Annotated in this window: 19 protein-coding genes; 9 read left to right on the forward strand and 10 right to left on the reverse strand. The window is 64.0% G+C overall.

All coding sequences use genetic code 11. From position 1 onward, the window contains the following. Nucleotides 1-64: 64 nt before the first annotated feature. Nucleotides 65-1,132, reverse strand: coding sequence for a 23S rRNA pseudouridine(955/2504/2580) synthase RluC (rluC, locus tag ACWHXP_RS10485; RefSeq protein WP_088754288.1), 1,068 nt, complete (start codon nucleotides 1,130-1,132; stop codon nucleotides 65-67). Nucleotides 1,133-1,941: 809 nt separating this feature from the next. On the opposite strand from rluC, the gene ACWHXP_RS10490 reads away from it, so the two are divergent. The 4 genes from ACWHXP_RS10490 (at nucleotide 1,942) to moeA (ending at nucleotide 8,596) form a co-directional block, all read left to right on the forward strand. Beyond that, nucleotides 1,942-5,193 carry an Rne/Rng family ribonuclease gene (locus ACWHXP_RS10490; protein WP_489633895.1) on the forward strand — a complete coding sequence of 1,084 codons (3,252 nt, stop codon included), beginning with the start codon at nucleotides 1,942-1,944 and terminating at the stop codon, nucleotides 5,191-5,193. 346 nt (nucleotides 5,194-5,539) lie between these two features. Next, nucleotides 5,540-6,655 carry a GTP 3',8-cyclase MoaA gene (gene moaA, locus ACWHXP_RS10495; RefSeq protein ID WP_489633894.1) on the forward strand — a complete coding sequence of 372 codons (1,116 nt, stop codon included), beginning with the start codon at nucleotides 5,540-5,542 and terminating at the stop codon, nucleotides 6,653-6,655. Between the two features lie 37 nt (nucleotides 6,656-6,692). After that, nucleotides 6,693-7,304: a molybdenum cofactor guanylyltransferase MobA gene (gene mobA, locus ACWHXP_RS10500; RefSeq protein WP_489633893.1), complete on the forward strand. Its 612-nt coding sequence runs from the start codon at nucleotides 6,693-6,695 to the stop codon at nucleotides 7,302-7,304. After that, nucleotides 7,301-8,596, forward strand: a complete 1,296-nt coding sequence (gene moeA, locus ACWHXP_RS10505) for a molybdopterin molybdotransferase MoeA (RefSeq protein WP_039786464.1) — start codon at nucleotides 7,301-7,303, stop codon at nucleotides 8,594-8,596. Before mobA ends, moeA begins: the two co-directional genes overlap by 4 nt. Before the next feature lie 99 nt (nucleotides 8,597-8,695). Here moeA and ACWHXP_RS10510 read toward each other — a convergent pair whose 3' ends face one another. The 4 genes from ACWHXP_RS10510 to ACWHXP_RS10525 all read right to left on the reverse strand — a co-directional run bounded on the left by ACWHXP_RS10510 (nucleotide 8,696) and on the right by ACWHXP_RS10525 (nucleotide 13,590). Continuing rightward, entirely contained in the window at nucleotides 8,696-10,183 is a 1,488-nt protein-coding gene (locus tag ACWHXP_RS10510; RefSeq protein ID WP_311433835.1) for a DNA recombination protein RmuC, read from the reverse strand. 19 nt (nucleotides 10,184-10,202) lie between these two features. After that, a complete protein-coding gene (locus tag ACWHXP_RS10515; protein ID WP_034339751.1) occupies nucleotides 10,203-10,604 on the reverse strand; it encodes a group II truncated hemoglobin in 402 nt (133 codons plus the stop codon). Nucleotides 10,605-10,685: 81 nt separating this feature from the next. Beyond that, nucleotides 10,686-13,184: an ABC transporter permease gene (locus tag ACWHXP_RS10520; RefSeq protein ID WP_489633892.1), complete on the reverse strand. Its 2,499-nt coding sequence runs from the start codon at nucleotides 13,182-13,184 to the stop codon at nucleotides 10,686-10,688. Between the two features lie 55 nt (nucleotides 13,185-13,239). Then, a complete protein-coding gene (locus ACWHXP_RS10525; RefSeq protein ID WP_121039432.1) occupies nucleotides 13,240-13,590 on the reverse strand; it encodes a hypothetical protein in 351 nt (116 codons plus the stop codon). Nucleotides 13,591-13,809: 219 nt separating this feature from the next. On the opposite strand from ACWHXP_RS10525, the gene ACWHXP_RS10530 reads away from it, so the two are divergent. Together ACWHXP_RS10530 and ACWHXP_RS10535 are read left to right on the forward strand one after the other, a co-directional pair. Next, on the forward strand, nucleotides 13,810-14,199 hold the full coding sequence (locus tag ACWHXP_RS10530) for a lysozyme inhibitor LprI family protein (RefSeq protein ID WP_088754281.1): 390 nt from the start codon (nucleotides 13,810-13,812) through the stop codon (nucleotides 14,197-14,199). Nucleotides 14,200-14,289: 90 nt separating this feature from the next. Continuing rightward, entirely contained in the window at nucleotides 14,290-14,583 is a 294-nt protein-coding gene (locus ACWHXP_RS10535; RefSeq protein WP_083859824.1) for a PsiF family protein, read from the forward strand. 94 nt (nucleotides 14,584-14,677) lie between these two features. Here the strand turns inward: ACWHXP_RS10535 and ACWHXP_RS10540 are convergent, their stop codons facing one another. Further along, on the reverse strand, nucleotides 14,678-15,337 hold the full coding sequence (locus tag ACWHXP_RS10540) for a LysE family transporter (protein ID WP_034339732.1): 660 nt from the start codon (nucleotides 15,335-15,337) through the stop codon (nucleotides 14,678-14,680). Between the two features lie 288 nt (nucleotides 15,338-15,625). On the opposite strand from ACWHXP_RS10540, the gene ACWHXP_RS10545 reads away from it, so the two are divergent. The 3 genes from ACWHXP_RS10545 to ACWHXP_RS10555 all read left to right on the forward strand — a co-directional run bounded on the left by ACWHXP_RS10545 (nucleotide 15,626) and on the right by ACWHXP_RS10555 (nucleotide 16,723). Continuing rightward, a complete protein-coding gene (locus tag ACWHXP_RS10545; protein ID WP_489633891.1) occupies nucleotides 15,626-15,910 on the forward strand; it encodes a hypothetical protein in 285 nt (94 codons plus the stop codon). A gap of 126 nt (nucleotides 15,911-16,036) precedes the next feature. Further along, on the forward strand, nucleotides 16,037-16,342 hold the full coding sequence (locus ACWHXP_RS10550; protein ID WP_489633890.1) for a hypothetical protein: 306 nt from the start codon (nucleotides 16,037-16,039) through the stop codon (nucleotides 16,340-16,342). 126 nt (nucleotides 16,343-16,468) lie between these two features. Next, nucleotides 16,469-16,723 (forward strand): hypothetical protein, encoded by a 255-nt coding sequence (locus tag ACWHXP_RS10555; RefSeq protein ID WP_121039423.1) that lies wholly within the window; start codon nucleotides 16,469-16,471, stop codon nucleotides 16,721-16,723. A gap of 173 nt (nucleotides 16,724-16,896) precedes the next feature. Here the strand turns inward: ACWHXP_RS10555 and tilS are convergent, their stop codons facing one another. The 4 genes from tilS to cysS all read right to left on the reverse strand — a co-directional run bounded on the left by tilS (nucleotide 16,897) and on the right by cysS (nucleotide 21,602). Continuing rightward, on the reverse strand, nucleotides 16,897-18,309 hold the full coding sequence (gene tilS / locus ACWHXP_RS10560) for a tRNA lysidine(34) synthetase TilS (protein WP_489633889.1): 1,413 nt from the start codon (nucleotides 18,307-18,309) through the stop codon (nucleotides 16,897-16,899). Between the two features lie 78 nt (nucleotides 18,310-18,387). Beyond that, nucleotides 18,388-19,368, reverse strand: a complete 981-nt coding sequence (locus ACWHXP_RS10565; RefSeq protein ID WP_008327848.1) for an acetyl-CoA carboxylase carboxyltransferase subunit alpha — start codon at nucleotides 19,366-19,368, stop codon at nucleotides 18,388-18,390. A gap of 181 nt (nucleotides 19,369-19,549) precedes the next feature. After that, entirely contained in the window at nucleotides 19,550-20,209 is a 660-nt protein-coding gene (locus ACWHXP_RS10570) for a DNA-3-methyladenine glycosylase family protein (protein ID WP_034335513.1), read from the reverse strand. Nucleotide 20,210: 1 nt separating this feature from the next. Beyond that, nucleotides 20,211-21,602: a cysteine--tRNA ligase gene (gene cysS / locus ACWHXP_RS10575; protein WP_489625275.1), complete on the reverse strand. Its 1,392-nt coding sequence runs from the start codon at nucleotides 21,600-21,602 to the stop codon at nucleotides 20,211-20,213. Nucleotides 21,603-21,641: the final 39 nt, after the last annotated feature.

Raw genomic sequence — 21,641 nt, forward strand, 5'->3', positions numbered from 1 at the left:
GAGCATGCGTTTCTGTTAATGCCGGGCAGAAAGTATCACATCCCGGCCGTCTGCGCGCATCCCTTCACTCTTCGGTTCCGGCCAGCATGTTGTGGGGCAGCAGGTCGCCCTCGGCGCCGCCTTCGAGGCTGCGCAGGAAACGCGCGCATTCCTCGGGCAGGCCGGCCTTGAGGGTGACTGTCTCGCCGCTTTCCGGATGGCGAAAACTGATGCGCCAGGCATGCAGGAACATGCGCTTGAAGGCCACGCGATTGCCATCGGCCTTCTGCAGCGACTTGTTCAAAGTGAAATCGCCGTACTTGTCATCGCCCACGATGGGGAAACCGCTGGAAGACAGGTGCACCCGGATCTGATGGGTGCGGCCGGTTTTCAGTTCAGCTTCCAGCAGGGCAAATTCACCGAAGCGGCGCAAGAGCGAAAAGATGGTGTGCGAAGGCTGGCCATCGGCCTGCACGCGCACGCGGCGCTCGCCGTCCGGAGTGCTGTACTTGAAGAGCGGCAATTTCACGTGCTGGCGGGCATTCTTCCAGTCGCCCTGCACCAGCGTGAAATACCGCTTGTCGGTGGTGCCTTCGCGCATCTGGTCGTGCAGGTTGGTCAGGGCCGAACGCTTCTTGGCGATCAGCAGCACGCCCGAGGTATCGCGGTCCAGGCGGTGTACCAGTTCCAGGAACTTGGCCTGCGGCCGCGCCGCACGCAGCTGTTCGATCACGCCATAACTCACGCCCGAGCCGCCGTGCACGGCGACGCCGGCCGGCTTGTCGATGACCAGCATGTGGCTGTCTTCCAGCAGGATGCGGAATTCCGCGCCGGGGACCACCTGTTCTTGTTTCTCGGCAACTCGTATTGGCGGCACGCGCACCACGTCCCCTTCGGCCAGTCGATAGGTCTGGTCGATGCGGCCCTTGTTGACGCGCACCTCGCCCGAACGCAGGACACGGTAGATATGGCTCTTGGGAACACCCTTGCAGATACGCAGCAGGAAATTGTCAATCCGCTGCCCGGCTTCTTCGTCGGAAATGGTCAGCAACTGCACCTGGGGAAGGTTCTGCGAGGCGGCTTCGCTCCGGGAGGCAGGCGCGGTTGCGGCGCTTTCAGAAGCCCCCCTAGAAAATCTCGCTAAGTCCTTCATTTTGAATATATAATCGTTCGACGCTGAACAAAAAATCAGCGTCAGTAGAATAAAAAGGAACATTCTACACAAGAGGAGACTTCGTCAGCCTCGCTCATTTGCAAAATAGACGGAGGGGGCCCCGAAAACCACGACGCGCGGCATCGCAGACGCAATAAAAGCGCTGCAACGGTTGACAATACAGCCGATCATGTCGCTTGCCTGGTCCACGTAAAGGCCTCGAAACGAGTACGCACCTTCCCTGCGCGATTCCAGTTTGCACCGCAGTTGCAATCGGACAGCGCGCCTGGAAGTGGAACAGAATTGTTTGGATCATCAGGATAAAAGTCTGGCAAGACTCGCATCCGGTGTTCCGGTTCAGGTCCGCAGCGCACAGCCCCCGGCAAAGCAGTATCTTGCAGCGCATCCGGCGGCAGGCTCATCCGCCCGCCCCTCATGCAGCGCATTGCCCGGGCCATGCCGCAGTCCTGGCCGAAGCATCGCGAAGCTTGCCGGTTGATGCAACAGAACCCGATCGCCGTCGCCAACCCATCACCATGTTACGTTTGGCTCCACAGACCAGCTTACCGTCCGCAGTTGCCTGCGCGACCGCCTATGGCGGAGCGCGCGGCGCGGATACGGTGCTGCCCGGCGTTCCCGTCTGCCGCATCCGCGCCCCCTTGTGCTGGAGCGCCCGCTAAGGCGCACTCACACAATCAAGGCAATTCCCTCCCCAATCACTTCGTTCTCGCGTACATCCCCTGTACTTTTGGCCCGCTACCACATACGGACGGGCCATTTGAAGGATCTTCGGATCCCGGAGTGAAAACATGAAACGTATGTTGTTCAACGCCACGCAGCAGGAAGAACTGCGCGTAGCGATCGTTGACGGTCAGAAACTGATCGACATCGACATCGAAACCACCGGACGCGAGCAGCGCAAGTCCAACATCTACAAGGGCGTCATCACCCGCATCGAGCCCTCGCTGGAAGCCTGCTTCGTCAACTACGGCGAAGAACGCCACGGCTTCCTGCCCTTCAAGGAAGTGGCCCGCACCTATTTCAAGGAAGGCATTGACGTCCGCAACGCCAGCATCAAGGAAGCGCTGCGCGAAGGCCAGGAAATCATCGTCCAGGTCGAGAAGGAAGAACGCGGCAACAAGGGCGCTGCCCTGACCTCGTTCATCTCCCTGGCCGGCCGCTACCTGGTGCTCATGCCCAACAACCCGCGCGGTGGCGGCGTGTCGCGCCGTGTCGAAGGCGAAGACCGCCAGGAACTGCGCGAAACCATGGACAAGCTGGACCTGCCCAACGGCATGTCCGTCATCGCCCGCACCGCCGGCATCGGCCGCAACGTCGATGAACTGCAGTGGGACCTGAACTACCTGATGCAACTCTGGCGCGCCATCGAAGGCGCCGGCCAGTCCGGCTCGGGCGCCTTCCTGATCTACCAGGAATCGTCACTGGTCATCCGCGCCATACGCGACTACTTCCAGCCCGACATCGGCGAAATCCTGATCGATACCGACGACATCCACGACCAGGCCCAGCAGTTCATGGCCCACGTGATGCCGGACATGGTCCACCGCGTCAAGCGCTACCGCGACGACGTGCCGCTGTTCTCGCGCTTCCAGATCGAACACCAGATCGAGACCGCCTACTCGCGTACGGTCCCGCTGCCTTCCGGCGGCGCCATCGTCATCGACCACACCGAAGCCCTGGTGTCGGTGGACGTGAACTCGGCGCGCGCCACCCGTGGCAGCGACATCGAGACCACCGCCTTCAACACCAACCTCGAAGCCGCCGATGAAGTGGCCCGCCAGTTGCGCCTGCGCGACCTGGGCGGCCTGATCGTGATCGACTTCATCGACATGGAGAACTCCAAGAACCAGCGCGAAGTGGAAGGCCGTCTGAAGGACGCCCTGCACCACGACCGCGCCCGCGTTCAGATGGGCAAGATCTCCCGCTTCGGCCTGATGGAACTGTCGCGCCAGCGCCTGCGTCCGTCGCTGTCCGAAGGCAGCCACGTGACCTGCCCGCGTTGCAACGGTACCGGCCACATCCGCGATACCGAATCCTCCGCCCTGCAGGTGCTGCGCATCATCCAGGAAGAGGCGATGAAGGAAAATTCAGCCGCCATCCACGTGCAAGCGCCGGTGGACGTGGCCGCCTTCCTGCTCAATGAAAAACGGGGCGAAATCCTGAAGATCGAGACGCGCCATCGCGTCACCGTCATCATGATCCCCAACAAGCACCTGGAAACCCCGCACTACAAGATGGAACGGATCAAGCACGACGATCCGCGCCTGGACGACGCCCAAGCCAGCTACACCATGGCCGAGCAAGCCGATACCGACATCGGCTACAGCAAGCGCCAGAAGGAAGAAGAGCGTCCGCGCCAGGAAGCCGTGGTCAAGGGCATCACCCCCGACCAGCCGGCCCCGATCGTCGAACGCAAGGCACCGGAACCGGTGGCTGCCCCCGTGCCGCCGCCGACCCTGGCGCCGGAATCGGGTCTGCTGGGCAAGATCTTCGCCTTCTTCCGCAAGAAGCCGGTTGCTCCGGTGGAAGTGCCGGCCCCGGTCGAAGCCAAGGCGCCGGCCAAGCGCGAAGGTGATCGCAATGGCCGTGGCGGCGACCGCAATGGCCGCAACCGCAACCGTGGTGAACGCGGTGAGCGTGGCGATCGCGCCGAACGTGGCGAGCGCAATGCAGAGCAGCGTGCACCCCGCGGCCCGGCCGCCGTCGAACTGAAGACCGGCGATGCTGCGGAAGCCAAGCAGGCTCGCCCGCCTCGTGGTCCGCGCGAACCCAAGGAAGGTCGCGAACCGCGTGAAGGCCGTGAAGTGCGCGAGGGCCGTGAGCCGCGCGAAGCCCGCGAAGGCCAGGAACCGAAGGAAGCCCGCCGCAACGAGCCGCGTGAAGCCCGTGAGCCCCGCGAACCGCGCGAAGGCCGCGAGCCGCGCGAGGGTCGTGAAGGCCGTGAACCGCGCCAGCCGCGTGAACCGCGCGCCCCGCGTGGTGAACGCAAGGACCCCAAGGCCGAGGAAGGCCTGCCGCTGGAAGCCGCTCTGGCTGCCGCTGCAGCCACCGCAGGCGTAGCGGTTGCTGCAGGTGCCGTGGCCCTGTCCAATGACGAGCAAGCCGCCAAGGTGGAAGCTGCTCAAGTCGAAGGTTCCGAAGGCGCTGATGGCGTCGACGGTGCGGAAGCTGCCGAAGGCGGCACCGAGCCGCGTCGTCGTCGTCGCCGTGGTGGCCGCAACCGTCATCGTCGCGAACGTGATGAAAACGGTAACGTGATCGACAACGGCGAAGGTGAAGGATCGGAGCAATCCGAAGCCGCCGAAGGCGTCGACACCGTAGTCGTGGCCAGCGCCGCTGCTACCGGCGTGAACGTCGAGACCGTTGCTGCCGAGACTTCGGCGGCTCCGGTGGAAGTGGCCCAAGCCGCTGTGGCGCAAGCTTCGTTCGCCGCCTCCCCGGTCCCGGAACAAGCCCCGGCTGAAGCTGCCGTGCACGTGGAAAGCGGTGTGAACTCGGTGGAAGCCGTCGCCGCTGCCGCTGCCGAAGCGACCCAGGCCGTGTTCTCGAACCAGCCGGCCATCGAACCGGCGGCCCCGTCGATCGATGCCAGCTTCGCCCCGACCCCGGCCTTCGAGCCGGTGCAGGCCCCCGTTGCTGCTCCGGCCGCATCGGAAGCCCCGGTCGAGGTGGTGCACGCTGCGCCCGCAGCCCCGGCGGTGCCGCAACAGATCAGCCTGCTGGACGCCGTCGAAGCCAGCCCGGCACCGGTAGCCGTCGAACCGGCTCCGGTGGTGGCTGAAGCCGCACCGGCTTCCCCTGCTGCCCCTGCCCCTGCCCCCGCAGTCGCGGCCAGCACCGGCAACGCTGCCCGTTCGGAGTCGCTGGAGCAGATGCTGTCGCAAGCCGGCCTGACCCTGGCCACCACGGACCCGGTCAAGCTGCGCGCGGCCCAGGAAGCCGCTGCTGCCTTCGTCCCGGCACCGCACGTGCCGCGCGAGCGCAAGCCGCTGCCGCCGCAGTCGACCGAACCGCTGGTGCAGGTCGAAACCCGCCGTTAAGTAGGGTTCCGGCCACCCTGCCGCAGGGTGGTCCGGACGCTGTCAATATCGGCAATGAACAAGGGAGCTTCGGCTCCCTTTTTCATGTCTATCGGTTTCCAGATGAAGCCTTTGCCCTCACCGCCCATCGGCAAACGACCTCCTATTTGGTGACAGTTGCCCGCTCGCAGTCACGATACAGTCGCGGCAGCTTACGATGGCGCTGCAAGCCGGATGCCAGCAGGCCCGCACGGCGGGCGGCGGCAGGCGCGAGATGCAGTTGCGCGCATACACTATATGCATGATTGTGCATCTGCGCGGCGGCCTCAGGCGTGCTATCGTTACACACCTTTTATCGTCAGATCGTATGAACAAGCGCGTCATCCCCATCGTCGATGTCCGGCAAGCCCCGATCGCCACTGCGGCCGGCTTGCTGACGCCGGTTGCGGTCGAGCCGACCGGCTGGCTGGGCGACAGCCTGGGGCGTCCGCTGCACGACCTGCGCATTTCGGTGACTGACCGCTGCAATTTCCGCTGTGTCTATTGCATGCCCAAGGATGTCTTCGACAAGCAATACCAGTTCCTTCCGCACTCGGACCTGCTGACCTTCGAAGAGCTGACCCGCGTGGCAGCCCAGTTCGTGGCGCATGGCGTGCGCAAGATCCGCCTGACCGGCGGCGAGCCGCTGCTGCGCAAGAACATCGAGACCCTGATCGCCATGCTGGCCGTCCTGCGCACCCCGGAGGGCGAAGAAATCGACCTGACCCTCACCACCAACGGCACGCTGCTGAAGCAAAAGGCCCAGGTGCTCAAGGCGGCCGGGCTCAGGCGCGTGACGGTATCGCTGGATTCGCTGGATGACGAGAGCTTCCGCCGCATGAACGACGTCGATTTCCCGGTGGCGCGCGTGCTGGAAGGCATTGAAGCGGCGCACGCCGCCGGACTCGGTCCGATCAAGATCAACATGGTGGTCAAGAAGGGCGTCAACGACGACCAGATCCTGCCGATGGCGCGCTACTTCAAGGGCAGCCCGGCCATCCTGCGCTTCATCGAGTACATGGACGTGGGCTCTTCCAACGGCTGGCGCATGGACGAAGTGCTGCCCTCGCGCGAAGTGGTCCGCCGCATCGCTGACGAGATGCCATTGGAAGTGGCCGACCCCAACTACACCGGCGAGACCGCCGAGCGCTGGCGCTATGTGGATGGCAGCGGCGAGATCGGCGTGATCTCCAGCGTGACCCAGGCCTTCTGCCAGGACTGTTCACGCGCGCGCCTCTCCACCGAAGGCAAGGTCTACACCTGTCTGTTCGCCAGCGAAGGCCACGACCTGCGCAGCCTGGTGCGCAATGGCAGCAGCGATGCCGAGATTGCCGGTGCCATCGCCGCCCTCTGGGGCCAGCGCGGCGACCGTTATTCCGAGCTGCGCAGCGCCATGCAGGCGACTCCGGCGCGCAAGGTCGAGATGTCCTACATCGGCGGCTGATCCGGCACGCCTGCCCTGCTCCGTCCTCTTCCGTACCATGTCTTCCCCCGCCACCGCCGCCAGCCACATCACCGGCCTGGTACTTTCCGGTGGCCGTGGCACGCGCATGGGCGGCGTGGACAAGGGCCTGCAAGTCCTGCATGGCAAGCCGCTGGTGCAGCATGTGCTGGAACGCCTGGCACCGCAGGTCGGTACGCTGGCGATCAACGCCAACCGCTCCCAGCTGGAGTACGCCCGTTTCGGCTACCCGGTCTGGCATGACCTGCAGGGGGATTTCCCCGGCCCGCTGGCGGGTCTGCAATGCGGCCTGGCCCATTGCCACACCCCGCTGCTGGCCACCGCCCCGTGCGACTCGCCGCTGATCCCCTATGACCTGGTAGCGCACCTGTACGACGCCCTCACCGCCAGCGGCGCACAGGCCGCCATCGCGGTCACCGAGGGCGTGCACGGGTGCCAGCGGCATCCTGTATGCTCGCTGCTTCAGACCAGTACGCGCGCTTCGCTGGACGCCTTCCTGGCCACCGGCCAACGCAAGATGGACCGCTGGTTTGCCAGCCTTGATTGCGTCGAGGTGGATTTCCCCGACGAGCGCGCCTTCAGCAACATCAATACCGGGCTGGATTTGCAACAGCTCGAAGCAGAACAATGACCGAGACCCACACCGCCACACTCCACGACATCGTCAGCTGCATCAGCGGCTATGACCCCAACGCCATGACGGTGGCACGCGCGCAAGCCGTGATCCAGGAATTCATCACGCCCGTCGAGGCCGTGGAAAAGCTGGCCATCCGCAGCGCCCTTTCGCGCGTGCTGGCGCGCGACATCATCTCCCGCATCGACGTCCCGGCGCACGACAACTCGGCCATGGATGGCTATGCCCTGCGCGGCGAGGATGTGGCCGAGGGCCAGCAAGTGCGCCTGCAGATCATCGGCGCGGTACACGCAGGTGAACAATTCGCCGGCAGCGTCGGCCCCGGCCAGTGCGTGCGCATCATGACCGGCGCACCGATGCCCGACGGTTGCGACACCGTGATCCCGCAGGAACTGACCACCGACGCTGACGCGCAAGGCGTGACCCTGCCTGCCGGCCGCGTGCGTCCCGGCGACAATCGCCGCCTGCGTGGCGAAGACCTGGCCCTGGGCAGCGTGGCCCTGCCGCGCGGCCGCGTGCTGCGGCCCTCCGACATCGGCCTGCTGGCCTCGCTGGGCATCGCTGAAGTGCCGGTGCAGCGCCGTCTGCGCGTGGCCTTCTTCTCCACCGGCGACGAATTGCGTTCGGTCGGCGAGCCGCTCGATGCCGGCTGCGTCTATGACTCCAATCGTTACACACTGCACGGCATGCTCACGCGCCTCGGTTGCGAGGTGCTGGACATGGGCGTGGTGCCGGACGATCCGGCCGCCCTGGAAGCGGCTTTCCGCAGTGCTTGCGAAGAGGCCGATGCGGTCATCACCTCCGGTGGCGTCTCGGTCGGTGCGGCCGATTACACCAAGCAGATCATGGCCAGCCTGGGCGAGATGACGTTCTGGAAGATCGCCATGCGCCCCGGCCGCCCGCTGGCCTTCGGCCGCATCCGCTCGCGCGGACGGGAGGCTTATCTGTTCGGTTTGCCGGGCAACCCGGTGGCGGTACAGGTGAGTTTTTCCTTCTTCGTGCGCGATGCGCTGCTGCGCCTGGCCGGTGCCGAAGCCAATCCGCTGCCGCGCCTGCGGGTGAAGACGGCCACGGCCATTCGCAAGAAGGCCGGCCGCACCGAATACCAGCGCGGCATCCTGGCTCCGGACGAGAACGGTCACTGGCAAGTGCGGCTGACCGGCATGCAGGGTTCGGGCATCCTGCGCTCGATGTCGGATGCCAACTGCATCATCGAACTGGAACACGAACGCGGTGATGTAGCTGCCGGCGAAGAAGTGGCGGTAGTGCTGTTCGACGGCCTGGTGTGATGCTGGCTTTCAGGCGCAGATGAAGAAAAAGGGACGGCAAGCCGTCCCTTCTGTTTTCCAGCCGCTTGAGCCCCCACTGCAGGTGAAGGAAGAAGCCAATCAGACTCCCTCGGCATCCTCGCCCAAATCCAGCTCCCCGGTCCCCAGCAGCTTCTGCGCATTCTCCACCGGCAGTGCCTCCACCGACTTGAGCTTGCGTGTCATCTGGCGGGTGCGGGTCTCGGCCTGGTCGATGTTCTTGGCCGCGCGCTCCAGCGCCGTCTTGGTGGCGGCCAGCACTTCGCCGAACTTGCCGAACTCGGTCTTGACCGCGCCCAGCACCTGCCACACCTCCGACGAACGCTTTTCCAGTGCCAGCGTACGGAAGCCCATCTGCAGGCTGTTGAGCAGCGCCGACAAGGTCGACGGCCCCGCAATGGTGACCCGGCAGGTGCGCTGCAATTCATCCGACAAGCCGGGCCGGCGCATCACTTCCGCATACAGTCCTTCGGTGGGCAGGAAGAGGATGGCGAAGTCGGTCGTCAACGGTGGCGACAGGTATTTCTCCGCAATCGTCTTGGCCTCGCCGCGCACTGCCCGCTCCAGCTCGCGGCCGGCCGTGGCCACACCGTCGGCATCGGCGCGCTCGGCGGCATCGACCAGGCGTTCGTACTGCTCCTTGGGGAATTTGGCGTCGATGGGCATCCAGACCTGGCCCGCGTCTTCCTTCGCACCCGGCAGGCGGATGGCGAATTCCACCCGCTCGCCGCTGGCCGGGACGGTCTCCACGTTCTTGGCGTACTGGTCGGGGGTGAGCATCTGCTCCAGCAGGATTTCCAGCTGCACTTCGCCCCAGGTGCCGCGCGTCTTGACGTTGGTCAGCACGCGCTTCAAGTCGCCCACGCCGGTGGCCAGCTGCTGCATTTCGCCCAGGCCCTGGTGTACCTTGTCCAGGCGGTCCGAGACCAGCTTGAAGGATTCACCCAGTCTCTGCTCCAGCGTGGCATGCAGTTTTTCGTCCACGGTCTTGCGCATCTCTTCCAGCTTTTGCGCGTTGTCGTTCTGCAGGTCCTTGATCTTGGCTTCCAGCGTGGCGCGCACCTCGGCCATGCGTTGGGCGTTGGATTCAGTCAGCGCCGACAATTGCTGATTCAGCGTATCGCCGAAACGCTTGAGCGAAACCGCCTGTTCTTCGCGGTTCACCTGGGCCTGCAGCGTGATGGACTGGCGCATGCTTTCCAGTTGCTGCGTATTGCTTTCGTTGAGCTTGACCAGTTGCTGCGCAAAACCGTCGATCTGCTGGTTCTGCAAACCCGCCACGCTCGTCAGCTGCGTGGCCAGCGTCTGCTGCAGATGGGCAAAGTTCGCGCCCAGTTCCTGGCGCGTGTTCTGGGCACTGGCCTGCACCTGGCTGCGCAGCTCGCGCTCGATGCGCTCGCCGGTCTCCTGCTGGTGGCGTTGCAGGTCCTGCTTGACCTGCAGCAGCGCGTCTTCAATCACCAGCGCAGTGTCGTCCTCCTGCCGCTGGCTACCGCGCAGCAGGATCAGCACTTGCAGCACGACGCCGACCACGACCAGGCCGGTGAGGATCATTTCAAAAAGGGACATGGGACCAATCCAGTGCGTGTTACTCGGGCTTGTTGCGCATCCAGTCGGCGGTCTGGTAGAGCGCCGCCAGCAGGCGCTTCATCAGGTCTTCCGGCAGGCCGACGTCCTGCATGGCCCAGGTCATGCAGCGCAGCCACTGGTCGCGCTCGGAGATGCCGATGGGGAAAGGCAGATGGCGCGCCCGCAGGCGCGGATGGCCGAATTTTTCCATGTACAGGCTGGGACCGCCGGTCCAGCCGGAAAGGAACATGTAAGTCTTCTCGCGCGAACCGTCCAGCGAAGGCGGATGCAACGCACGGATGCCGGCGAACTCCGGCTCCAGGTCCATCAGGTCATAGAAACGGTCCACCATCTCGCGCAGCTTCTCTGCGCCGCCAATGAGTTCGAACGTGGTCGGTTGGTTGGGATCTTCGATTTGCATAAGACCGCCATGATACCGCAGCCGGACGGCCGCGTCGGGCCGCCCGGCTGTGATTGCCAGCGTTGTTTGACCTGTATCGGATCAGGCCTCGCGCAAGGTCTGCAGCGGCGGACGCCGCAGCACGTGGCGCAATCCGGCCCAGCCGCCCAAGGCCGAGCAAGCCGCGCCCAGCCCCATGCCGGCCACCCACACCAGCGGGCTGAAACTCCAGTCGAAATTGAAGACGTAATGCGCCAGCGCCCAGCCGATGCCGGCCGCGCCGCTGGCGGCCAGCAGCCCTGCCAGCGAACCCACCAGCAGCACCTCGATGCGCTGGGCGCGGGAGAGCTCCTGCCGGGTCGCACCGAGCGCACGCAACAGGCCAGCTTCCCGTACACGTTCATCCTGGGACCCTGCCAGTGCAGCGTACAGTACCAGTACACCTGAACACAAAGTGAACAGGAACAGGAACTCTACAGCTGCAATCACTTGACCGACCACTTCCTGAATCTGTGCCAGTACACTTCCTATGTCCACGACGGTCAGATTGGGGAAGTCGCGTGCCAGCGTGTTGCCCAAGGCCTCCTGTTGTGGCGTCAGGTGTACCGCCGTGATCCAGCTTTGCGGCGTATCGCGCATGAGCGTCGGGTTGAGGATGACGAAGAAATTCACCCGCAGTGATCCCCACTCCAGCTTGCGCAGGCTGGTTACGGGGGCTTCCACCAGTTGGCCGGCGATGTCGAATTGCAGCTTGTCGCCCAGCTTGATGCCCAGGGTCTGCGCCAGCCCGCGTTCCACCGAGGCTTCCGGGCGGCTGTCGTCGTACCAGCGGCCGCCCACGATGCCGTTGCCGGGCGGGATGTCGCGCATGGTCGAGAGATTGAATTCGCGGTCCACCAGGCGCTTGGCGCGGTCTTCCTGATAGTCCGACGGATTGACGGCGCGCCCGTTGATCTGCACCAGCCGCCCGCGAATCATCGGATACAGCGCCGCATCCTGCACCCCGCCCTGGCGCAGCGCCTGCTGCACGGCCTCACGCTGATCCGGCTGGATGTTGATGATGAAGCGGTTGGGCGCATCGGCCGGCGTGGCTTGCCGCCACGCACCGACCAGATCGCCACGGATCACGGTCAGCAGCAGCAGCGCCATCAGCCCCAGGCCCAGCGCCACCACCTGCATCACGGCCGCCGCCGGACGACGCTGCAAGCCGTCGATGGCGAAGCGCCAGCTCTGGCGATCCACCAGCCCGCGCAACGAACGCAGCGCACGCAGGCACAGCCAGGCCACCAGCGCGAAGAGACCGAAGCCGCCGAGGAAACCGGCAATGGTCAGCAGCCCCAGCTTGAGATCGCCCGCCTGCCACAGCAGCAAGCCGGAAAACACCAGCGTGCCCAGCACATAGGTCCCTACCGTCAGCGCCTGCGGTGCGCCCTGGTCGCGCCGGATCACGCGGTTGTGCGGCACGTTGCGCAATTGCAGGATGGGCGGCAAGGCAAACCCGACCAGCAGCAGCAGGCCGGTGGCCACGCCCTGCAGCGCCGGTGCCCAGCCCGGTGGCGGCAAGGCGGTCGGCAGGAAGTTGCCCAACCATTGCAGCAACGCGAAGTGGGCGGCAAAGCCGACCAGCATGCCGATGAAGCTGGCTGTGAGCCCGATGAGAATGAATTCGGTGAGATAGAGCGAGGTCACCTGCGCCTGCGTCATGCCGAAACAGCGCAGCATCGCGCAGGCATCCAGATGGCGCAGCATGAAGCGGCGCGCCGCCATGGCCACGGCGAGCGCCGCCAGCATGGCCGACAGCAGCCCGACCAGCGACAGGAATTGCTCGGCGCGGTCCAGCGTGGCGCGCATTTCCGGGCGGCCGTTTTCCAGCGATTCCAGACGCACGCCGCGCAGCTTGTCGGCGTCGATCTGGCGTTCGATCTGCTGCTGGTAACGCTGCACGGCCTCGGGCGGTCCGGCGATCAACAGGCGATAGGTCACGCGCGAACCGACCTGCACCAGGTGCGTGGCGGCCAGGTCGGCCTCATTGAGCATCACGCGCGGCGCGAAGTTGACGAAGGCGCTGCCGCGATCCGGTTCGATCGCGATGACGGCGGCGATCTTCAGCGCCAGATCACCCAGCCTGAGGGTATCGCCGACCTTCACGTCGAGCTGAGACAGAATCTGCGGATCCACCCAGATGGTCCCCGGCTGCGGAATCCCGTCGGCAGGCCGGTCGCGGCCATCGCTGCCCTGCAGCCGCAACTGGCCGCGCAAGGGATAGCCCGCCGTGACGGCCTTGATGGACGACAGCACCGAACGCGCCGCATCGCCCTCCCCGGCTTGCGCCATGCTGGGGAAGACCTGGGTCTGCGCCTGCTGCAAGCCTTGCGTGGCGGCCTGCTGCAGCCATTGCGGTGACAGTGGCTGATCGGCCGCCACCAGCAGATCGGCCCCCAGCAACTGGTGCGCATCGCGCGTCATGCCGGCGCGCATGCGGTCGACGAAGAAACCGACCGAGGACAGTGCCGCCACCGCCACGATCAAGGCGATCAGCAGGAAACGGAGTTCACCGGTGCGCCAGTCGCGCAAGGTCATGCGCAATGCTTGTTGAAACATGCAGGGCCAGTCGTAAAGAGAAAGGAGTCAGGGTTCAGGAAGAGACACGAAAGCTTCAGCGCAGCCACACCGCCACCACGCCCACCGCCAGCAGCACGCAGAAAGCGCCCAGCATGCGCAGGCGGCGGCGCATGGCATCCATGGTGGCGACCAGTTGCGCATTCTGCTCGGCCAGGGTGTTGATCAATTGACTGGCTTCGAGCTGCTCGGCTTCCAGCTGGACGATACGCTGGGCCAGCTGGCCGACGTCGCCGGTGACCGGCGCGGGCGGCGCGGCATCGACTGCGGTCTTGGCCTTGCGGGTGCGCGACCACAGGTCACGCGCGCCTTTGACGATGCCGGGGGTGGCCTGGACCACGTCGCCCCAGGGAATCAGTTTGATGGCGGACAGCCAGCTCAATCCCATCTGCGCTACTCCTGAAAAAGATTTGGATAAGGTAAATCAGATACGGCTTGTTGCAATTTCGTTGCAGAAACGGGCGAACCGGCCTGCTCTGTCTTCTTCTAAGACAGGCAAAATGTCATTTTATCCCGACAAGCTGCAAGCCTTCCCAAGGTCGCCAGAATGACCTTGCCCACCGGAGGCCATGCAGCCTCGTCCCCTGAGAAACCGGAGTCCAGTCCCATGAAAGCCCCCTTGTCCCTGCTGGCAGCCGCCCTGCTGCTGTGTGCCGGCAGCGCCTTCGCCGCCGATTGCACCAAGGCCGCCACCCAGGCCGAGATGAATGCCTGCGCTTCGCAGACCCTGACCCAGAACGATGCCGATCTCAACGCCACCTACATGGCCTATCGCGACAAGCTCAACAAGGCGCAACAGAACCAGTTGCGCGAGGTGCAGCTGGCCTGGCTGAAGTATCGCGACCTGTCCTGCCGCTTTGAGAGCTCGGCCAGCGCCGGCGGGTCTGCAGCTTCACTTGCGCTGCAAACCTGCCTGGCCGACAAGACCCGCCAGCGTGCGGACGAACTGAAGAATCTGGCAGGCTGCCAGGAAGGCGATCTCAACTGCGTGCGCTAGTCAGAACATTATCTTTCATGCTGTAATGCTCGCGTCTGAAGAATCAGACCGATCAGCCCCACGAATCCACCTTGCCTCAGGGAGTCTCTCATGAAAAAAATGCTCTTCGCCATGACCTCGTTCGCACTGGCCGCCCCGCTGCTGCTGGGTTCCCCCGCCATGGCGCAGAATGCGCAGCAGGACAAGATGAAGCAATGCAACGCCGACGCCGCCGGCAAGAAAGGCGATGAACGCAAGGCCTTCATGTCCTCCTGTCTGAAGAAGGAACAGCCCAAGCCGGCCACCCAGCAGGACAAGATGAAGCAATGTAACGCCGATGCCGCCGGCAAGAAGGGCGATGAGCGCAAAGCCTTCATGTCGTCCTGCCTGAAGAAGGACAAGTAAGTTTCCTTCACGTCCCCGCCAACCCGGCCGGGACGCCCAACAAAAAACCCGCAAGCTGCCTTGCGGGTTTTTTGTTGTCTGCGCGGTGCTGCAATCAGTGCTGCGTGCGCTTGAAGAAGAACAGCCCGGCGCCCACCAGCATCAGCACGCCACCGAAGAAACGGTTCTGCGCCTTGATCGCCTTCTGGCTGCGGAAGAAGCGTTGCAGGCGGCTGGCCGCAAAGGCGTAGCCGTGCATCACCACCAGGTCCACCGCCACCATGGTCACGGCCAGCACCAGCAGCTGCAGCCACAGCGGCCGTTCGTGATCGATGAATTGCGGCAGCACTGCCACCATGAAGACGATGCCCTTGGGGTTGGTGGCATTGGTGAGGAAGCCCGTCATGCAACGCTGCCACCAGTGCTGGCCACGCTGGGCGCGCGCCACGGCGTTGGCGTTGTCGAGGGCTTCGCCTTCCTGCTCCGACGGCACGCGGGCACGCCACTGCGAGAAGCCCAGGTAGATCAGGTACAGGGCACCGGCGATCTTGACCACATTGAAGGCAGTTTCAGAGGCCACCAGCAGCGAACCCACACCGGCTCCGGCGATGATGAGGACCACCACCAGCGCGATTTCCAGGCCGAGGATGGTGGCCGTGGTACGGCGCAGGCCGTAATTGAGGCCGTGGCTCATGGAGAGCACCGCGCCCGATCCGGGCGAGATGGCGATGACACAGGCGGCGAGGAAAAATGCAAACCAGGTTTGATAGGCCATGAGAAAACTCGATGAGGCAACAGGAAAGAAGAAACGGCAAGACCACCGGCAAGGCACGCAGTGCAGCGGAGAAGCCGGGAAACAGCGCTGCAACAAGGCTGCACCAACGTGTTGACCATTATAAGCAAAGCAGCAACGAATGCTTACAAATACACGATGAATTGAAACACTTTCACGTCGTCTTTCACGTCGGCGGCTCGTTATAGGAAGCAAGGCGACACGACATGATGAAGCGATTACGCAAAATCAAGCGCCGAGCGTAACAACCACTTTCTAAAGGAAATTGCCATGAAAACCAAATCCGTCATCGTCGCTTCCCTGCTGACCGCACTGGCCCTGCCGGTATTCGCACAGACCGGCAGCGCTGCGCCGGCCGCGCCAGCAGCAGCCACGGCCAAGGCGGAAGCCGGCAAGACCGACACCGCGCCCAAGGCCAAGACCACGCATCACGCCAAGCACAAGAAGTCCGAAAAGTCGGAAAAGGCGGAAAAGGCAGAGAAGAAGGCTGACGCCAAGAGCGAAGCCAAGGCCGACACCAAGGCCGTTACCGATACAGCGACCAAGACCAAGTAAGACCGTACCGGGCCAGTCCCGGTACAGATAGCAGATACATGGCAGTAACGTAGCAGACACGCAGCACACACCGTACGCACCGTACTACTGACGCAAACAGACACTTGTCTCTGAAAGGACATCACCATGAATACCAAGACCATCATCGTTGCCTCCCTGCTGTCGGCCCTGACCCTGCCGGTGTTCGCCCAGACCGGTGCAGCCGCCGCTCCTGCCGCCCCGGCTGCCACCACCGCCGCCCCGGCCAAGGCGGAAGCCGGCAAGACCGAGACCGCACCGAAGGCCAAGGCCACGCATCACGCCAAGCACAAGAAGTCCGAAAAATCGGAGAAGAAGGCCGATACCAAGACTGAAGCCAAGGCTGAAAAGAAGGATGCCGGCACTGCGGACACCAAGACGGCCGCCACCGACACCGCTGCCAAGACCAAGTAATCCAGGCAAGACCGTACCGGGCCAGCGCCCGGTACACGTAGCAAACACATAGCAGACACACAGCACACACCGTGCATACAGTACTACTGACACTGACCAGACACTAGTCGTTGAAAGGACATCACCATGAAGACCAAGACCATCATCGTTGCTTCCCTGCTGTCGGCCCTGACCCTGCCGGTGTTCGCCCAGACCGGCGCCGCTGCCGCCCCGGCTGCTCCGGCCAAGGCGGAAGCCGCCAAGACCGAGACCGCGCCGAAGGCCAAGGCGGAACATCACGCCAAGCACAAGAAGTCGGAAAAGAAGGCGGAAGGCAAGACCGAGAAGAAGGCCGCGGCCGGCACGGAAGCCAAGCCGGCCGCTGACGCCGCCGCCAAGTAAGGCGTCCGTAAGGAGCAGCACCCCGGGCATCGGATCCGTCTGAGGCCCGGACATGTCAGGGATGACAGGGATATCGCCCCCGCACCGTCAGGTTCGGGGGCGATATTTTTTATATCATTTAAATGGTTTGCTTCGCTTCAGCGGTCTGCTCACGCCGACACGCCCGATGCAGATCAATCCTGCTGCCACCGCAGGGCAATGCGTTCCCCCGTCGCCGCAAAATGCGCACAGTCCATGCCCACGCCCGCCGCGAACAGCAGATCCTCACCCGTCCACACCAGCGGAAGATAAGGCCGTTCCCACGCAGGGACATCGGCGCTCTGATACTGCTGCTTGAGGCTGCGCGCCGGACGATTCTGCGCCAGCTTGATGCGTTCTCCCCCGCTGCGTCCACACACCAGCAGCGATTGCGCACGCAGCCACGCGGCATCGAAGCCGGGCCGCGCATCGCCAGCGGGAATGGGCTCGAACTGCAGAGTGCCGTGGAAGACCGGCACGTGGACCTGCGCCTGCCCGCTCCAGCGCAGCGACAGTGACACGCCCTCATCGGGCAGGCTGCGGCGCGGCGCCAGGAAGACGCGCTCGCGGTAACGATGGACTTCGCCGTCAGGATGGGAGACACACAGCTGCGCTTCCACATCGGCCTCCAGCAATTGGGTGCGCATCTCCTGCATCCACGCCGATGACGGCATGCGCATGCCGCGCTGTCCGAACCAGTGACGCATCAGGTTCAGGAAGCGTTGCTCGCTCAGGGCACGCAGCGCGGGCATGCGCAGATGATCGCCTTCACGGCATTGCGCCAGATCCTGTTCGGCCACTTCGCGCAGCAGTTCCTGCGCGCCCTGTGCATGCCCGGCCGCACGCGCCAGGCGCTGCTGGTAGCCGGGGAAGACCTGGCCCAATGCCGGCATCACCTGATGGCGCAAAGCGTTGCGCGTGTAGCGCGGATCGCTGTTGGATTCGTCCTCGATCCAGGCGAGCGACCAGGCGCGTGCGCCCTCTTCCAGCTGCGCACGCGGAATGGCCAGGAAAGGCCGTGCGATCAGCGTGTCCGCATCGCCCAGCAAACCAGGCGCGGCATTGCATTGATCCATGCCGGACAGGCCCGCCAGCCCGCTGCCGCGCAGCAGTTGCAGCAGCACCGTTTCGGCCTGGTCATCGAGATGATGGGCCGTCAGCAGCAGGCGCGCACCATGGGCGCGGCACAGCCGTCCCAGTGCGGCATAACGCGCCAGCCGTGCCGCTTCTTCCACACCGCTGTCGGCCACCCGTTCCAGTTGCACGCGCTCGTGCGCGCAGGTGATGCCGCGCTGCGCGCTTACCTGCTCGGCATGCGCCAGCCAGGCATCCGCATTGGGCGAGAGTCCATGATGCACATGCAGGGCCACCACGCGCCCGCCGCTTTCACGCTGCCACTGCGCGGCTGCCTCCAGCAGCACCGTGGAATCGAGCCCACCGCTGAAGGCCACAGCCAGCGTGTCCTGCGCGGGTTCGAAACCGGTCGCGGCCAGCGTGGCGTGCAATGCCTGCAGCAGCTTGCCGGTGATCTTGCCGGAGGAAGGAGAAGAAGAGGAATGATCGGACATGAGAAACCGGCACCTGAAAAGACAAACGCCAGCGAAGCAATCGCTGGCGTCCGGGAAGAAGAAAATGCGAACCGAAAGTTATTCGGCCGAATTCAATTCCTTGAACTTGCCATAAGCCATCAGTTTTTCGTGACGCGCAGCCAGCAGGTCCTTGGTCTTCATGCCCTGGAACTGGCGCAGCGAATCCGACAGTGCGCGCTTGAGCAAACCGGCCATCTGCTTGGGATCACGATGGGCGCCACCCAGCGGTTCGTTGACGATCTTGTCGATCAGGCCGATGGCCTTGAGGCGATGGGCGGTCAGGCCCAGCGCTTCAGCCGCATCCGCGGCGCGGTCGGCGGTCTTCCACAGGATGGAAGCGCAGCCTTCCGGCGAGATCACCGAGTAGGTCGCATATTGCAGCATCAGCACCGAATCGCCCACGGCGATGGCCAGCGCGCCGCCGGAACCGCCTTCACCGATGATGGTGGCGATCAGCGGCACCTTCAGTTCGGCCATCACGTACAGGTTGTGGCCGATAGCTTCGGACTGGCCGCGCTCTTCGGCATCGATGCCGGGGAATGCGCCCGGGGTATCGACAAAGGTAAAGATAGGCAAACCAAACTTCTCGGCCACCTTCATCAGGCGCATCGCCTTGCGATAGCCTTCCGGCTTGGGCATGCCGAAGTTGCGCATGGCGCGTTCCTTGGTGTCGCGCCCCTTCTGGTGGCCGATCACCATGCAAGCCTGGCCATTGAAACGGGCCAGGCCGCCGACGATGGACTGGTCGTCCGCAAAGGTGCGGTCGCCGTGCAGTTCGTGGAAATCGGTGAAGATCTCGCGCACGTAGTCCATGGTGTAGGGACGCTGCGGATGGCGCGCAATCTGCGAGACCTGCCAAGGCGTGAGCTTGGCGTAGATGTCCTTGGTCAGCTGCTGGCTCTTCTTGACCAGGCGCTCGATCTCTTCGGAGATGTCGACGGCCGAGTCATCCTGTACAAAACGCAACTCTTCAATCTTGGCATCCAGCTCGGCGATGGCCTGCTCGAAGCCCAGAAAAGTCGTTGTCGATTTACTCATTGTGTTCCTTTTTCAACAAGTCCGATGATGTGGCGAGAATCGCTGACAATGCCGGCCCGGTGCGGGTTGCGGCGCGATGATCCCCGGTTGCATCGGTTTGCCTTCAAATCTTGGGAGGTGCGGAGTATACACCAGCACGGCCCCGGCGCAGCAGCGCCGGGCGCACCCTCTTCCTCTTGGATCAATAATCGGACGGCAGCGGATCCAGGCTGCGCCACAGGTACCAGGTCGCCACGGTGCGCCACGGTTCCCAGTTCGCGGCGACTTCCCGCGCATCACTGCGCGAGACGGGCTCGCCCGAGAAATAGCTGATGCTGATGCCCTTGAGCAATCCCAGGTCATCCAGCGGCAGCACGTTCGGGCGCAGCAGATTAAATATCAAAAACATCTCGGCTGTCCAGCGGCCAATCCCGCGGATCTGGATCATCTCGGCAATGACGGCTTCGTCTTCCATCTCCGCCCATTTATCGGGATGTACCGTCTTGGCCTTGAAGTGGGCAGCCAGATCGAGGATGTATTCGGCCTTGCGCTTGGACAGGCCGCACGCCGCCAGCCCTTCCGGACCGGTGCGCATCACCTGGCCCGGCGTGCAGCGCGGACAGGCTTCCAGAAAGCGCTGCCAGACCGCATTGGCGGCCTTGGTCGAGATTTGCTGGCCGATCACCGAACGCGCCAGCGTGGTGAAGGCGTCGCCGCGCACGGTCAGTTGCAGATCCCCGAACTGCGGGATGATCTTGCGCATGATGCGGTCGCGCTTCATCAGCTCGGCCTTGGCCTCTTCCCAGTAGGCCGGCACGATCAGGCTGGGATCGGCCTCGCTGGCTTTTCGGTTGGTATTCAAATCAAGCTCTCCGCCACTCGGTCAGGCCGCCCGGTTTGTCTTCCAGAATGATGCCGGCCGCGGTCAGCTCGGCACGGACCCGGTCGGCTTCGGCGAAGTTCTTGCCTGCCTTGGCCGCCTTGCGTGCTTCAATCAGGGCTTCGATCTCGGCTTCGCCCAGACCGTCTGCTGCTGCCACGCCGCCCTTGAGGTACTCCGCCGGCTCGCGCTGCAGCAGGCCGAGGATGCCGGCCAGCGCCTTCAACTGGCGCGCCTGCGCCGGCGAACGGTCACGGTTGACCTCATTGGCCAGTTCGAACAGCACCGAGATCGCGACCGGCGTGTTGAAGTCGTCGTTCAGAGCCTCTGTGAACCTTTGTGCATGCGCTTCATCGGCCGCCAGAGCGCCGGCTTCCGGCGGCACATCCTTCAAGGCCGTGTACAGGCGGGTGAGCGCCTGGCGGGCATCGTCCAGATGGGCATCCGAGTAGTTCAGCGGGCTGCGGTAGTGGGCGCGCAAGATGAAGAAACGCAATACTTCCGGGTCGTACTTCTTGAGCACGTCGCGAATCGTAAAGAAGTTGCCCAGGGACTTGGACATCTTCTCGTTGTCGATGCGCACGAAACCGTTGTGCATCCAGTAATTCACGAAGGTGTGCTGGTGCGCGCCTTCGGACTGGGCGATTTCATTTTCATGGTGCGGGAACTGAAGATCCTGGCCACCGCCGTGGATGTCGAAATGGTCGCCCAGCAGGTCACTGGACATGGCCGAGCACTCGATGTGCCAGCCCGGACGGCCACAGCCCCAGGGCGAGTCCCACTTGGCTTCGTCCGGCTCGCTGGGCTTGGCCGCCTTCCAGAGCACGAAGTCCAGCGGATCGCGCTTGCCGGTGTTCACATCTACCCGCTCGCCGGCGCGCAGGTCGTCCAGCGACTTGCCGGAGAGCTTGCCGTAGCCGGGGAAATCGCGCACGGAGTAATTGACGTCGCCATCGCTGGCCTTGTAGGCCAAGCCGTTCTTTTCCAGCTTGCCGATCAGGTCCAGCATCTTGGGCACGTACTTGGTCGCACGCGGTTCATGGTCGGGACGCTGCACGCCCAGGGCGGCGGCATCCTCGTTCATGGCATCGATGAAGCGATTGGTCAGCTGGGCGATGGTCTCGCCGTTCTCGGCGGCACGATGGATGATCTTGTCGTCGATGTCGGTGATGTTGCGCACATAGGTCACGGCATAGCCGGAGGCACGCAGCCAGCGCTGCACCATGTCGAACACCACCAGCACGCGCGCATGGCCGATATGGCAGTAGTCATACACGGTCATGCCGCACACGTACAAGCGCACCTTGCCGGGTTCGATCGGGGTAAAGGTCTGCTTGTCACGCGCCAGCGTGTTGTAAATCTTGAGCTCGCTCATGGGATGGGAATTCTGGGGTTGGCGTAGCCGCTGTGGGCG

It is taken from the genome of Herbaspirillum sp. Her2 (genome assembly GCF_057961375.1).

Bases quoted from the DNA above. Each gene is read 5' to 3' on its own strand.
- ACWHXP_RS10540 (WP_034339732.1), bottom strand. From the start codon at position 15,337: ATGGCCTATCAAACCTGGTTTGCATTTTTCCTCGCCGCCTGTGTCATC.
- ACWHXP_RS10490 (WP_489633895.1), top strand. From the start codon at position 1,942: ATGAAACGTATGTTGTTCAACGCCACGCAGCAGGAAGAACTGCGCGTA.
- mobA (WP_489633893.1), top strand. From the start codon at position 6,693: ATGTCTTCCCCCGCCACCGCCGCCAGCCACATCACCGGCCTGGTACTT.
- cysS (WP_489625275.1), bottom strand. From the start codon at position 21,602: ATGAGCGAGCTCAAGATTTACAACACGCTGGCGCGTGACAAGCAGACC.
- ACWHXP_RS10515 (WP_034339751.1), bottom strand. From the start codon at position 10,604: ATGCAAATCGAAGATCCCAACCAACCGACCACGTTCGAACTCATTGGC.
- tilS (WP_489633889.1), bottom strand. From the start codon at position 18,309: ATGTCCGATCATTCCTCTTCTTCTCCTTCCTCCGGCAAGATCACCGGC.
- moaA (WP_489633894.1), top strand. From the start codon at position 5,540: ATGAACAAGCGCGTCATCCCCATCGTCGATGTCCGGCAAGCCCCGATC.
- ACWHXP_RS10530 (WP_088754281.1), top strand. From the start codon at position 13,810: ATGAAAGCCCCCTTGTCCCTGCTGGCAGCCGCCCTGCTGCTGTGTGCC.
- ACWHXP_RS10510 (WP_311433835.1), bottom strand. From the start codon at position 10,183: ATGTCCCTTTTTGAAATGATCCTCACCGGCCTGGTCGTGGTCGGCGTC.
- ACWHXP_RS10550 (WP_489633890.1), top strand. From the start codon at position 16,037: ATGAATACCAAGACCATCATCGTTGCCTCCCTGCTGTCGGCCCTGACC.
- ACWHXP_RS10525 (WP_121039432.1), bottom strand. From the start codon at position 13,590: ATGGGATTGAGCTGGCTGTCCGCCATCAAACTGATTCCCTGGGGCGAC.
- ACWHXP_RS10535 (WP_083859824.1), top strand. From the start codon at position 14,290: ATGAAAAAAATGCTCTTCGCCATGACCTCGTTCGCACTGGCCGCCCCG.
- ACWHXP_RS10555 (WP_121039423.1), top strand. From the start codon at position 16,469: ATGAAGACCAAGACCATCATCGTTGCTTCCCTGCTGTCGGCCCTGACC.
- ACWHXP_RS10520 (WP_489633892.1), bottom strand. From the start codon at position 13,184: ATGTTTCAACAAGCATTGCGCATGACCTTGCGCGACTGGCGCACCGGT.
- ACWHXP_RS10565 (WP_008327848.1), bottom strand. From the start codon at position 19,368: ATGAGTAAATCGACAACGACTTTTCTGGGCTTCGAGCAGGCCATCGCC.
- rluC (WP_088754288.1), bottom strand. From the start codon at position 1,132: ATGAAGGACTTAGCGAGATTTTCTAGGGGGGCTTCTGAAAGCGCCGCA.
- moeA (WP_039786464.1), top strand. From the start codon at position 7,301: ATGACCGAGACCCACACCGCCACACTCCACGACATCGTCAGCTGCATC.
- ACWHXP_RS10545 (WP_489633891.1), top strand. From the start codon at position 15,626: ATGAAAACCAAATCCGTCATCGTCGCTTCCCTGCTGACCGCACTGGCC.